At 40.5% G+C, this 14,020-nt stretch carries 9 protein-coding genes and 2 pseudogenes; 5 read left to right on the top strand and 6 right to left on the bottom strand.

What is annotated here, in order from left to right:
• Positions 1-23: 23 nt before the first annotated feature.
• Positions 24-2,288 carry a patatin-like phospholipase family protein gene (locus KG708_RS09970; RefSeq protein ID WP_213609407.1) on the bottom strand — a complete coding sequence of 755 codons (2,265 nt, stop codon included), beginning with the start codon at positions 2,286-2,288 and terminating at the stop codon, positions 24-26.
• Between the two features lie 328 nt (positions 2,289-2,616).
• On the opposite strand from KG708_RS09970, the gene KG708_RS09965 reads away from it, so the two are divergent.
• On the top strand, positions 2,617-5,031 hold the full coding sequence (locus tag KG708_RS09965; protein ID WP_213609405.1) for a TonB-dependent receptor: 2,415 nt from the start codon (positions 2,617-2,619) through the stop codon (positions 5,029-5,031).
• 110 nt (positions 5,032-5,141) lie between these two features.
• Positions 5,142-6,725, top strand: a complete 1,584-nt coding sequence (locus KG708_RS09960; protein ID WP_213609403.1) for a sulfotransferase — start codon at positions 5,142-5,144, stop codon at positions 6,723-6,725.
• Positions 6,726-7,147: 422 nt separating this feature from the next.
• On the opposite strand, the gene KG708_RS09955 is transcribed toward KG708_RS09960, so the two are convergent.
• Entirely contained in the window at positions 7,148-8,725 is a 1,578-nt protein-coding gene (locus KG708_RS09955) for an L-lactate permease (RefSeq protein ID WP_301003376.1), read from the bottom strand.
• Positions 8,726-9,118: 393 nt separating this feature from the next.
• Here KG708_RS09955 and KG708_RS09950 point away from each other — a divergent pair.
• Together KG708_RS09950 and KG708_RS09945 are read left to right on the top strand one after the other, a co-directional pair.
• Positions 9,119-9,409 (top strand): annotated as a pseudogene (locus KG708_RS09950) (DUF1778 domain-containing protein).
• Positions 9,334-9,678: pseudogene (locus KG708_RS09945) on the top strand (IS110 family transposase); the annotation flags it as partial. The pseudogenes KG708_RS09950 and KG708_RS09945, both read left to right, overlap by 76 nt.
• Positions 9,679-10,165: 487 nt before the next feature.
• Here KG708_RS09945 and KG708_RS09940 read toward each other — a convergent pair.
• The 3 genes from KG708_RS09940 to KG708_RS09930 all read right to left on the bottom strand — a co-directional run bounded on the left by KG708_RS09940 (position 10,166) and on the right by KG708_RS09930 (position 11,546).
• Entirely contained in the window at positions 10,166-10,627 is a 462-nt protein-coding gene (locus KG708_RS09940; RefSeq protein ID WP_213609399.1) for a hypothetical protein, read from the bottom strand.
• Between the two features lie 109 nt (positions 10,628-10,736).
• Entirely contained in the window at positions 10,737-11,033 is a 297-nt protein-coding gene (locus KG708_RS09935; RefSeq protein WP_213609397.1) for a hypothetical protein, read from the bottom strand.
• Between the two features lie 123 nt (positions 11,034-11,156).
• A complete protein-coding gene (locus KG708_RS09930; protein WP_213609395.1) occupies positions 11,157-11,546 on the bottom strand; it encodes a hypothetical protein in 390 nt (129 codons plus the stop codon).
• 175 nt (positions 11,547-11,721) lie between these two features.
• Here KG708_RS09930 and KG708_RS09925 point away from each other — a divergent pair, with 175 nt between their 5' ends.
• Positions 11,722-12,765 carry an IS110 family transposase gene (locus KG708_RS09925; RefSeq protein ID WP_213609393.1) on the top strand — a complete coding sequence of 348 codons (1,044 nt, stop codon included), beginning with the start codon at positions 11,722-11,724 and terminating at the stop codon, positions 12,763-12,765.
• Positions 12,766-13,273: 508 nt separating this feature from the next.
• On the opposite strand, the gene KG708_RS09920 is transcribed toward KG708_RS09925, so the two are convergent.
• Positions 13,274-13,744, bottom strand: a complete 471-nt coding sequence (locus KG708_RS09920; protein ID WP_213609391.1) for a hypothetical protein — start codon at positions 13,742-13,744, stop codon at positions 13,274-13,276.
• Positions 13,745-14,020 lie beyond the last annotated feature (276 nt).

The raw sequence follows: 14,020 nt of genomic DNA, 5'->3' as shown, positions 1-14,020 counted from the left end.
TAGTTTTGTCGGTATAGGTGGTATTAAAAGCGCGTACCAATGAAAAAATAAAGCGCGCTTTCGCCGCTATCAGTATAACCAAAGCCTAACCCAGCGGGACCAAGTAAGGTATCGGTCCCTAAATAAAGATTGCTAGAATAAATTAGATCATTTAAATCTATATCTTTTTGCTTGTACCACACGTTACCCGCCTCAAGGCTGAGACCTAAATAAACAGGCATATTAGATAAAGGCATTTTATGCCCTAAATTATGCTGATAAATCACTGCACCAAAAAGTTTATGCGCGCCAACCAATTCATTTTTACGAAACCCTGATAGGTTTAAAAAGCCACCAAGCTGGCTAAAGTGTACCGATAGACCGGCATCACTCTCAACCGTAGACATTTCCACTTTACCTAAAATAGTGTTGTTACCAATACTAAAAGCGCCCTTCCAGTCTGCATTAATTTGCCATGTTTTTTCGCGGGTGTTATTTAATTTTAAGGCAAGATCTAAGGTGGATGTTTCGTATGTTTCATCGCGATAGTAGGTTGTTAGGCTAAATCGATTACCTCGTGTTGCAAAACTAATGCTGTTTAAGGTGTCATGCGCTATTTTAAAGTATCCGCCTAGTGTTTTGTAATCTACGTCATCGTTAAATAAAAAGCTATTTGCTACTGAGCCTCGTTCACCTATCAGTCCAGCTTCAAAGATTGTGTAATGGGAATAATTAAAACCTAATCCAAAAAGTAAAGAGGATGAACGATGTTTCAAATCGTAATCCAGTGAATTTAATGCTAAAAAGTCCCATCGCTGTCTCTCGTATTGAAAATTAGCAATACCATAAAAGCGCTTGTTTATATCAAGGGGTTGATAAAGCTCAGTTGATAAACGCTTTTGAAAACCAAACTCTAATTCGTTTCGCCATTGTGCGCCATCTGCTGTAATGTCGCTCATTGTGTAGGCTAAATTTAATGAAACTGCAGAATCAAAGTTAAAATCGTCTTCCCAGTTAAACCCAGCATAAAAATAATTAGGCCCCCACGATTTAGGCTTAGGCGCAACAACCAGTTTACGCCCTTGAGGCGTATCAATAAATTCAGCTTCAACTCGTTCAAATTGATTTAAAGCGTAAACACGCATAATGGCTGCGTCTAACTCTTCTTTATTAACAATTTGCCCGTCTTTAATATTTAAACGTTGTTTTATTAGCTGTTCGTTAACTGCTGAAGCCCCCTGCACTTCAACTTTATAAATTGGTTTACCAACGGAGGTTAGCCATAGTGCGCGTTTTTGCTTTTTATTATTAACATAATACTGATATTGACCCTCATTGAGCGATAATTTTGTTAGTTGACCAAGCTGCTCCTGTGCGGCTTGTTCGCCAAGTGCTAATGCTTGCGCCATTATGCTAAAGTCGGTTGTGCTAAGCTCGTCTATATCGGGACGTAACAATATATCACTGTCATTTAATAATTTTTTTTGTTTAGCGGTACTCGCTTGCGTAAGCATAGTTGATAGCTGCTCTAATACAGCAACGGTGGAGTTTAGCTTATCTGTACTAACAAGTGGCGAGCCAATGTCAACAGCAATAACAATATCCGCCCCCATGGCTTTAACAACATCAACGGGTAAATTGTTCGCGATACCACCATCAACTAATAATTGATTATTAATAACAATAGGCTGTAAGGCACCGGGTACAGCAGCAGAAGCTTGGATTGCCTTTACTATACTCCCCTTATCTAATATGACGGCTTCATTCGTTGCTAAATTTGTCGCTACAGCCCGAAAACCAATAGCAAGATCGTCAAAACTATCGAATTGTTTCACTCTATCGGTTGAATAATAAAGTAGCTGCGACACACTTTGCCCGTGAATCAGCCCTTTAGGAATTTTAATTTTACCTTCGCTAATGCCAATATTGATTGGAATATTATAGCGGTCGCGTAACTGTTTATCTCGATAGCTTAAATGCTCTCTGGGTATTGAGTCGGAATAGCCTGTATCCCAAGCACCTTGTAACATAATAGTTTCAATATCATCAGCACTATATCCAAGTGCGTACATAGCACCTACATAAGCGCCAATACTTGTACCGGCTATATAATCAACTGCAATATTATGCGCCTCTAGTACTTTTAATACACCTACATGAGCAGCGCCCTTTGCTCCCCCGCCACTGAGTACTAAACCAATTTTGGCACGCTCATTTAATTGGGGCTGTTGCGATTGCCCAGCAGCAACAGACATACAAATAAATAAACATAAGCTATACATGATTATGCTTAATGCCAAGCGCGTCATTGATAATCCTTTTAATAACATAGTAATACCAATTTTATTAATAGCGTATTGAGTAATTCGCTATCTGCGTTAAAAATTATTCATTTAATGAAATTGGTACAAAACGAGATAAAAAACGTGTTAAGCACACATAGCTCATAGAGTAAGTGCTAATAAAATACCTAGCAAGTGGATTTAAAAATACATGTATATACGTTGCGCCACATCAAATTTAATTATTATTCTTTAAAGGTGAATTAAAATTCACTTTTTTATTTTAATCACTCACCCCTCCTGATATTATTATCGCTTATTCAAAACACATCTAATCTAACTGGGATCATTTTTTATGTTTAAACCAAGCCTGTTAACCTTGGCTGTATCAAGCGCACTGAGCGGAGTTTTATTTAGCGCTAATGCAGTAGCGCAAGAGCAAGTTATTGAAAAAAATAAATCACTCGAAGTGATTGAGGTAACAGCAACTCGCCGAAGTGGCTCTATTCAAGCAGCCCCATTAAACATTACTGCACTTGATGCCGATGTAATGAAAGATCAAAACATCAGTGAACTGGCTGATGTTGCACGTTGGGTACCGGGTTTAACCATAACCGATCAAGGTGGTCGTTCTGGCTCACCTATTATAGTGCGTGGTTTGAATACAAATTCATCAGGTCCTTCATCAGATGGTGGTACAGTGGCCACTTATATTAACGAAATTCCAGTATCAGTTGATATGCGCTTAGTTGATGTAGAGCGAGTGGAAGTGCTTATTGGCCCACAAGGCACACTTTATGGAGCCGGTACATTAGGCGGTGCTATTCGCTACATGCTTAAAGAGCCAGAGCTTGATTTTACCTCAGGTGAAGTTTACGGTGATGTTTTTCAAACCCAAGAAAGTGATTCAATCGGTGGTGAAGCGGGCTTTATCTTAAATTTACCATTAATTGAAGACAAACTTGCTGTACGTACCAGCTTAAATATTTATGAAGATCCCGGGTTTATTGATTATGCCTACACAGTGCGCGAACCCGGTGTGTCGATTACCGATCCTGATTGGACAAACTCTGATGCGATAAACAGCAATCTTAAAAATGTAAAAGACGCCAACGGTGAAACAACCACAACTGGCCGTATTTCATTGCGTTATAAAGCAAATGAGTCATTCGAAGGTACATTAAATTACTTCTACCAAAAGCAAGACACCGAAGGTCGTTCTATTGTTCATCATAACAGTCTTAATGCTAATAATGGTTTAAGTGATCGTATTGGCAAATACGAGTCTGCGTACCGTTATGCAGAACCACGGGTAAAAGAAGATCAATTATTGAGCCTTGAACTTAAAGCCGACTTAGGGTTTGCCGAGCTGGTATCGGCTACCGGTATTTCACAATTTGACGCCGATGGGCAGCGCGACCAAACAGACCTGTTAATTCGTTTAGATTATGGCTACGAAGAGTTCCCTTCGTTTTCAGCGTATACCCGTGAAATTGACGAAAAAGACACCTTCACCCAAGAACTACGTTTAGTCTCACAAAGTGATAGCGATGTAAGCTGGATTGTCGGTGGTTTTTACAACAAAACCGACACGGATGCATCAAGCAGAGAGTACACTCCAGGGTTTGATCAATTCGCGGTTGATAACTTTGGCGGTGCGCAACTAAGACCAGACTCATTAGAGTATTTAGAAATTACGGGCAGCAAAGTCACTGAATCTGCACTGTTTGGTGAAGTGGGTTACCAAGTAACCGATAAACTCGACATTACCATTGGTGCACGTTTTTACGAATACGATGTAGAATCAAAAGCGGCCTTTGACTTTCCGTTAGCAAATACCTTGTATGAAGGTGCTGCTCCTGATGCAATTTCAGTTAACTTTGAAGAAAACGAAGCCGGTGATAGCGGCAACCTTTTCAAATTTAATGCTAAGTACCAATTTACAGATTCAGTAATGGCGTATGCAACCATTAGCGAAGGCTTTAGAATTGGTGGCTCAAATGGGCTAGTACCTTGCCCAACTCCTTTGCCTACAGATCAACAAACAGGTTGTGGTACACCTGACGAAATGCTGTACGACGCTGATACCACCACTAACTACGAGCTCGGCTTTAAAAGTACGTGGATGAGAAGCCAATTACACTTTAACGCCGCACTATTTAATGTTGATTGGGATAACGCACAAATTGCTGGCGCTACCGCCGTTGGTCAATTACCGTACCTGTCAAATGCAGGTAGCGCAAATGCGAAAGGGGTTGAAATTGCCACCCGTGCCATTTTATCAGACGCATTTACAGCCTATGCCACTTATGCCTATACAAAGGCAGAACTAACCTCAGACGCCCCGTATTTATTTAATGCCGACGGCACTGATGGCGCGCAAGATGGCGACCGTTTACCAGGCTCGCCAGAGCATCAGTTCTCTATGGGGATTAACTACCAAACAGAAATATTAAATGATAAAACCTTAGATATTAACTACGGTTTAACTGCACAAAGTGATGTAATTTCAAAAGTAGGCCTACGTGACAACGGTGAAGTACTCCCAGGTTATAGCTTAAGTAATATTTCAGCTAAATTAACCGCCGATGCGTGGTCGACTACGTTATATATAGATAACCTGTTTAATAAATATGCGGTTACCTCAGTTCGTCGCTCAGATGCAGACATTACCACGGCCAATGGTGCTGAAATACAACGTAACTATGGCTACTATATTAATCGCCCGCTGACTGTTGGCATTAAATTTAACTATATGTTTGAAATATAATTAAGCAACAAGTTTGAAATGTAATTAAACGATAAGTTTAAGTACAATCAAAAGGCTCAAATTAATTTGGGCCTTTTTATTTCATAAGTACATTATTTATAAGAGTATTCATGCAGCCAAACTTAAAGCAACTTCACCAAAGCGCTATAAACAACTTAAACCAAGGCAATATTCAGCAAGCGCATAAAGCACTGGTTGAGCTAGTAACACAAAAACCTGACTTTGCTGATGGCTACTTTTTGCTCGCCATGGTTAATTTACAAGTTGGCCAAATTTATAAAGCAATAAAGCTGATTGAAAAAGCACTTAGTTTAGCGCAATCTATTGAATATTCCGCGCAGCTTGCTAAATGTTATGCCCTAACGGGTGACTTAAAAAAAGCGAAAAGCACCGCACTCAGCGTTAAACTTGAAGATATTAGTAAAGCACTCGATGCCGATACGTTAGGCGTAGCGCTCACCCAAGCGGGTTTACATCAGCAAGCGGCTGAGTATTTTAAATGCGCGTTACATTTAGCTAAGGCGAGTAACAGCAACCAACCACAGTTTTATTATAATTATGGAGTATGCGCTAAATTTTTAGGCCAGTTTGATAAAGCGCAACACGCGTTTGAACATGCCATAGCACTGCATCCGCTTCATCATCAAAGCCATTTTGCTTTAGCCGATTTAACTAAAGTGACCGAGCAAAATAACCACATAGCGCGATTAAAAAACGTATTTGAACAGGTTAATCACCCTGACGCTAAACTACATATTGGCCATGCGCTGGCAAAAGAATATCAAGACCTAGGAGAATTTTCAGCAGCCTTTGCCGCGTTACAACAAGGTAAAGCAGCAAAACTCGCTAATAAGGCGTTTGATAATCAAGCGTCTGAGGCACTATTCGCACATATTAAACAGCTCAGTGATAAGTACAAAAACCAACAAACAGCTGGCAACCAAAGCTGTGAGCCAATTTTTGTATTAGGTATGCCACGTTCAGGCACCACATTAGTTGAGCGAATTTTATCAAGTCACAGCGACGTACAATCGGCGGGCGAGCTGCAAGATTTTGGCCTAAGCGTAAAAAAAATTGCCCAAACTCAAACACCGCATGTGCTTGATGAAGAAACCTTAACTAATGCTTACCAACAAGATTATAAGCAGCTCGGCGAATTATATTTACAAGCCACCCGCGTAGTTACCGGCACTCATAAACACTTTATTGATAAACTACCATTTAACTTTTTTTATATCGACTTAATTAGCAAAGCACTGCCAAACGCCAAAATAATTTGCCTACTGCGCGACCCCATGGACACCTGTATTGGTAACTATCGTCAGCTATTTACCATTAATAATCCGTATTATGCTTACTCGTTAAACTTACTCGACACCGCTAAATTTTACAGCCGTTTTTATAAACTAATGCAGCACTTTAGCGCCCTGCACAGCAATATTAAACTAGTAAAATACGAACAGCTCGTGGCTGCACCTGAGCAAATAATCAAAGAGTTAGTGAGCTATTGCGATTTAGGCTGGCAACCACAGTGCCTAGACTTTCATTTAAACACTGCACCGGTATCAACCGCCAGCAAAATGCAAGTGCGCCAACCGCTTAACAACAAGGCCGTAGGCCGCTGGAAAAAATTTAAACCCCATACAGATGAAGCACAGGCTTATCTTTTAAAACAAAATATATCAATTAGATAAAAAGTTCAGGGCGATGGGCCTCGAGTAACGGGCAACGAGCATCGAGCAACGGGCCTCGAGTAACGGGCAACGAGCATCGAGCATCGAGCAACGGGCATCGAGCAACGGGCATCGAGCATCGAGCAACGCACCTAGAACTGTCAAATATGCGCGAGGTAAACTCCCGCCTACGGATAAGGTCAACATCGAGGTTTATTGTAGGCGGGGCTTTATGCCGCGCAAAGGAATTATTCACACAGAGGGTTACGGGCGTCGGGCTTCGAACCTAAAACCTAAAACCTCAAACCTAAAACCTCGCACTGCCTTTTCTTTGTGCAAATAAGATCTTAAAAAAATTATGCACAAATACGTTGTCAATATCAAAATTTCCCCTATAGCTACCGAAAAGCGTTATTAGCATGACACGAGCAGGTTAACAGACATTAAAAAAACACATAACTAAATATGCCAATAATTGCAGCATAAATCAGCATCGGCAGCACTGTTTTTTTGATCACCACGCCTTCTTGGTTATTTAAACCAACAATACTTGCCACCGCGATAATATTACTTATACAGACCATATTACCCATTGCTGCACCAACGGACTGTAGTGCAAGTATTAATGTAGTCGGTAAGCCCACCTGCTGCGCTATGCTGTATTGAATACCAGCAAAAGTTAGGTTAGAGACCGTTGCTGAGCCGGAAAAAAATGTTCCTAAAGCACCGAGAAAAGCCGCAAACAAGGTCCAATTCTCACCACTCAGTTGCGCAAACGATTGTGCCATATAAAAAATTGGTGCGTTGTGTTCACCTAGCATCATAAAATTAACCATAATCAATGCGCCCAATAACGAAACACAAGGTAAAACGATTCGTTGCGCTGTTTCGTTGCACATTTGTTTAACTTGTTTAGTATTCATTTTTAATAACGGCAAACACACCGCCACCACAAGTACAAACGGAATAATGGCAGGTACATACAACGTTTTATACGACCAGCTAACCCCTGTGGCAAAAATATCTTGCAGTGAGATTATTAAGGCTGCACTAAGTTGAAATTGCGCAAAGCTCAAATCGGCCGCTAACCAGGCACTGTCGTTATTTAACCAGTCTTTAATGCCTAACTGCTGAATTCGCGTGAGCAACAAAACAATTATCAGTAACAATAATGGCGATAACGCAATAAGCAGTGTTTTGCGCGAAATGTTCACGCTGTGCGTTATCTGTTTGTCTGCGGTGCTTAAACCAATATTAAATTTAGCAAACACAACGCTCAGTACTAGGCCGATAGCGCCACCAAGTAAAGAAGGAAATTCGTAATTCCATTGCGCTATCCACCAATAAGGTAACACGCAGGAAAAAATGCTTAAGTAAATATAGATCCCATTGCGACGGATCACCTCTGCAGATAACACAAACCGCAAGGCAATGGGCACAATGACCATTGCCGCAACAACATGACATAACGCAGTCCATTGTGATATAGCCAGTATTTGCTCTGGTGCTAAATTTAAACTCGAAAAACCGAACCATGTGGGAGTACCCACAGCACCAAACGACACAGGCACAGAGTTTAATATCAACGTAAACACCACGACTTTAAGCGGCGCAAAACCTAGACCAACCAATAAAGGAGCTGCAATTGCAGCTGGAGTGCCAAATCCAGAGGCACCTTCAATCATAAAGGCAAACGCCCAACCGATGATCATTAGTTGCGCAACAGGATTACTGCTTATTGATTCTAACCAGCTTTTAATCGTTGCTTCAGCACCAGAAATAGCTAACAACCTATTGAGCAAAATAGCACCGGCAATAATAGAAATAGGCGTAGCAACCGATAAACCACCAGCCAGCATATTAGCGGCGACTAATTGCCAATCAGCACGAAAATAAACTAGCTGTAAAAGCCCAGTTAATAACGCCATGGCTGGCAGCGCAATATATGAAGGAAGCGGATCGCGCTTAGTCATTAACCAAATTAAAATAATAATCGGCAAAGCCGCTATTACGGTATTCATCAACACATCCTTAGTGATATCGATCTATTTACTGTCAGCAACTAAAACAGTTTAAAGCGCAGCTTACGAATAGCGAATAAGACAAGCGTACACCAATTTTAGAACCAGAGCCGTTTTTTACTGGCATCTTAATAAAAATATACCATTAAGGCTAAGTTGGCACTGTGGCGGAGGCAGGATCAGATCTTTCTTTTTGACTTTTATAATAAAACGCAAGACCTGACCTTACTGTTTTGCTTCCTGTAAATAAAAAGCCCATGATGGGTGATGTGGAGCTTAGAAACCGCCGGCTACCCGATTAGTTTGCGTGCCAAAGTGACACAATAATTGTTTATTACACACTTTAAGACCCTAATACCTATGTGACATTTTGGCACAATAGGAGATATAATTATGGCTACTACTTTGCTTCGCATCACCGCTAGAGTTGATGTCGATACACAAGACTTACTTAATAAGGCCGCCGCGATCGCCGGCATGTCTAACATCAACTCGTTTGTTCTAAGCGCTGCAATCTAAAAAGCTAAACAAGTCATCGAACGTGAACAGACTTTAAAACTGAGCCAAGCGGATGCTATGTTGCTGATGGAAGCTTTAGACCGCCCTGATACTCGAGTGGTGGCAAACGCCATATTGGCGCCATCACAAAGTGCGGAAACGGCCGAGCAAGACGCCTTCTCTTGAAGGTGCACACTTATCGGTATGCAGCAAATATATCCACAGATATGCAAAAACGACAAGAAGGTTTACCAAAAGACATTATTGATATTGCGTGGAAAGCACAGCTTAGGCTCTGCAAGCGCTATAAAAAAATGATAGCCAAAGGAAAACACTACAACTTGGTTTTCACCGAAATTGCCCGAGAAATGATTGCGTACATACAGACCATTGCAAAAGAAGTGGTACTTACGCCAGTGAATACAAAACTTAGATTGGCAAGAGTACCCGCATGATAAACGAATTAGAGTTAATGCATGGGATCAAGCATCGGATGTGGCACAACCACCGACGGCGTTAGGATGGCAATGCAGCTAACACTGCATTGAACCACGAACATAGACTGAAGACAGGGGCCATCGGTGACCCCCACAGGACGTACTAAGTAAGGTTTGCTCTGTTACTAGAAATAGTAATAACCAACGACAAAATTGTATGGAACAATTTTGAACAGCGTAGCTGATTTACGAAAGGCAGGACGCCTATAGTCATATCAGCAAGATAACCGACGACATTACTTGCTTTATCCTATGTATTAACTCGCTCTAATTCGAGCTGAAGTAATTATGGCTTAAAAAGTTAGGCAAGGATCAGTGTGCTTAACTTGACAGTGGGAGTCATACCAAAACGTTCGCCTAACAGGCGTAAAATGCTTGGCTAAAATTAGAAACGAAGTGACGCAAGCCAAGCTTTTTACGTCCTTTTTTGAGGTGCTTGTTATATTTATTGATATTTACCCACAAACTTCGTTTGTTGATTATGTGTCGTTAAATTTTTAGATGCCCATATTTTATACTTTTCGATGTTTCTTGGCTTGTTCCATTCTTTTTGGTTATGGAAGAACCACACATATTGCTCTATGAACCCAGCTTTATATACGGAATAAAGCTCTCTAGCATAAACATCTTTATAGGCACTTTTATCAGGTTCATTCTCATACATTTGAGCCATAATTGTTCTTGCTGTAACTTCACAAGAAATTGGAAAGTTATTATATGAGGCACCCTCATTTTGAATACAAGTACCTAAACCAAAACTGAAACCAAACCATAGAGATCTCTCAGCTTTTGTAAGTTCAGGATGCGTATTTAAATTAACTCCAAACTGAAGGCTATCGGATTTAGACTGAGTTGATTTACAACTAATTAAAAACAAACAAAATATAATTAAAACAAAATTCTTCAAAGGTATGCTCCATGCTAAAGAAATATAACGCCACCAAAAACGCGAGCAACTTGTTGCGAGTCGAGCACCCAACGGGCGCGTTTTTGATGGCGATTGTTATGTTTGGCTGTCATAGTTGCATGCCAACTATCCACGGCAAGCCTGCACCTATAAAAACTGAGAAAATTCCTGGTATAAATTTTTTGGTATTCATTGAGCTGCACTTTGAATACATATACACGCCAGCAGTAATTGCGGCAACAGACCATAAGACAGAACCAAGGAGGTACACAGCAACTGCCCCCTGATTTATTGAAGTTGAGTATCCGGGTCCGGCGAGAAAATTTAAAAGAATTGTGAAACTCAAGCCTGCCACTGGCAACGTTGCCAACGTAATAATTCTTTTCTTTGTCATCCACTTATTCATTCGTATACTCCCTTAAAAACATAACGCCGCAAGCAACTGCAGCTGTAATGGAGCTTGGTTTTATGCGATGCTTTTCCCGCATAAAACAAAGCGGAGTGTAAGCTGTCAGATTGACTTGCTTTGTTATGAGCTTTTGACATAGACCGCGCTCGTAGCTGGTTCTTTGTAAGTTTGACCCAAGCTATTTAACACCTCATGCGCCATCTTCCTTAAAGTATTAAAGCTATTTCCATTTTTCATATCCTCTATCATTGCCTCGTAATTGCTAGGCAATTCGATATTCTCCAGAGCACAATCAAGCTGTTTGATTTTTTCGGTTTGTTCCTGAGTTACAAGACCGAGCTCGACTACCAAGCTTAAGGTATCAAGGTCCACAGCGTTCAAGACTTCATCGGGAAGGTGAACAAAGTCTGGCAGCGCTCTTTCTTGAACATCAAACTCACTAGCAATTAAGCGTAGGCCTTCCACTAGCTCGTTGTACCAGTAATTGGCATTTTCTCTATCAGTGCTCATGGCTCATAACGCCCAAATAATGGGCTAAAAATGTTGGCTAAAATAGTGAGCGTAGCGAAACTAGCCAACGTTTTTTAGTCCTGATTAATTTGCTTGATACTCATTGAGCCTCCTCCCCAGCATCGCGATTATTCGCTACGCTGAAATGGCAACCAACCTTACAGGAGAAAGCTCAATGAACTTTTACAATAACATGCATCCATATTATTGTGGAATCGATTTACACGCGCGATTACTTTATGTTTGTATCATTGATAATACAGGACTTATCCTTGTTCACAAGAAAATTAAAGATGATCCTGACGCACTGCTAAAACTACTTAAACCGTATATCGGTGACATTGTGGTTGGCGTAGAGTGCATGCACTGTTGGTATTGGGTCGCTGACTTTTGCAAAGAACACACTATCGATTTTATCCTTGGTCATGCTTTGTATATGAAAGCGATTCATGGCGGTAAAGCTAAAAACGATAAAATAGATTCACATAAAATTGCCAAACTCATCCGTGGTGGTAATTTCCCTCTTGCTTATGTTTATGACAAAGATATGCGTGCAACACGCGACTTATTAAGGCGCAGAACTAAAATCGTCCGTCATGGCGCTGATTTAAAAGCCCATGTCGCCAATACTGCCAGCCAGTACAATTTACCTGCCCATAATGTCAATTTAAAGAACGTCTGCGACAGAGAAAAAATGCGCTATTACTTTCCTGATCCCGTTGTACAACGCTCTATTAATTTAAACATGGCTATACTTGATTGCTATCATAAGGAGCTTAAGCCTTTAGAGCATTATATTGAACAAATGGCCAAGCAGCACAACCCTGTCCACCTTAATATTTTGCAAACAATTAATGGTATAGGCCGCATTCTAGCACTCACCATCATTTACGAAATTGGTGACATCAATCGTTTTTCAAGCGTACAAAAGTTCGCTTCATACAGTCGGTTAGTCAAATGCAAAGCGGAGTCAGCTGGTAAAACTTACGGCACACAAGGCAATAAAATTGGCAATGCACATCTAAAATGGGCGTTCTCCGAAGCCGCTGTATTGCTGCTGCGTCACAATCACAACGCCAACAAATACCTTGAAAAACTACAAAAGCGAATGAGCAAAGCCAAAGCACTGTCAGCGCTTGCACATAAGCTTGGTCGCTGTGTTTATTATATGCTTAAAAAAGAGACGGTATTCGATGAAGCGAAATTCTTAAAGAGTTAGTCACGGTACTGAGTGAGCTGAACATCTAACTGGATATAAGGCTGAGCATCAATCAATTGGGTGAGTTAATAACCAACAAGGTTTAACCTGATTATATGCCTACAGACCTAAGCCACTTGCCTTGATTAGACGCTCAGTACGCGTGCATTAATACAATAAACAAAGTCGCTTACACCTGACTTGATAACTGCGTTACGCACCTTAATCTAACTGGATCACAATGATGAAACCAGCCGCCTTGAATAGTGCCATGATTAGGTTAACCGATGAATGTCTAGTGCCCCAGCAACCCCAAAAGGATATGGGAAAAATCTGGCTGCGATGAGATCGTAATAAGCGATTACTGCGTAACGCACCTTATATGTGTTTGCCGTAAGCTACTTGCTTAACAGCCGCATCGACAGACGAAGTAAACGAATTTGTTTATTGATTTAGAATTGACCGTCACTTTATTAAAACGGTCAAAAAAAATACTAGTGCCTGTTGACAGAGTTAAGGCTCATATGTGTTAGCTGCTCTCTGCGAATGTAAATTGAACACCTTTAAACGGAATTCTTACCTCTAAAGGCAATAGCTCTTCACTCTTTGCTAGACCCACATCATCTTTAAGTTCACCAATTTCCTCTTCAAGCAGATCAAGAAGGTTTATATTTATATCCCATTCCCTTTCTGCACCAAATATGCAAACACAATGTCCCGAGTTAACGACATAGCCACTTAAATGCTTACCTGACTTGGTTATGAAATCGGCCTTTCGGTGCTCAAACATAAATGAACCAATTTTAGTATCTTCTGGGACGGCGAACCAGTACTCGTCAGACCATCCAATTTTTTCCAACTCCGCCGATACCACTTTACGGTCAAAACCAAGTTCTTCGAGAGTATCGATGTCTTCCGGCTCATAGTATTGAGCCCAAGTAAGAGATTCTTCGAAATACTTCCGATTTAAGTCTGTATATTTAATTAGTTCGAATTTCATCTTTGTGCAGCTAACAGCTTATTCAAAGGATATAAACCCACAAGTTGCAGACAGAAAATCCTTTTAGTTTTTTAATATTTCCAGTCTAACTCTGTATCTTAATGTAAATCAAGGGATTTATATTTGTTGTTTTTTTATTGTTTTTTTATTGTTTTTTTGTTGTTTTTTTGTTGTTGTAAAATACAAGAAATAACCCCGCGAGTTGTTGAAAAAAACTAAATACAACTACTGCTTATATATACAGTGAAAACTGGGGCAGATCATGGCTTCTGTATA

It is taken from the genome of Pseudoalteromonas sp., assembly GCF_018402495.1.
Lineage (GTDB): Bacteria > Pseudomonadota > Gammaproteobacteria > Enterobacterales > Alteromonadaceae > Pseudoalteromonas.
This window is presented reverse-complemented; position numbering and strand designations above follow the sequence as displayed.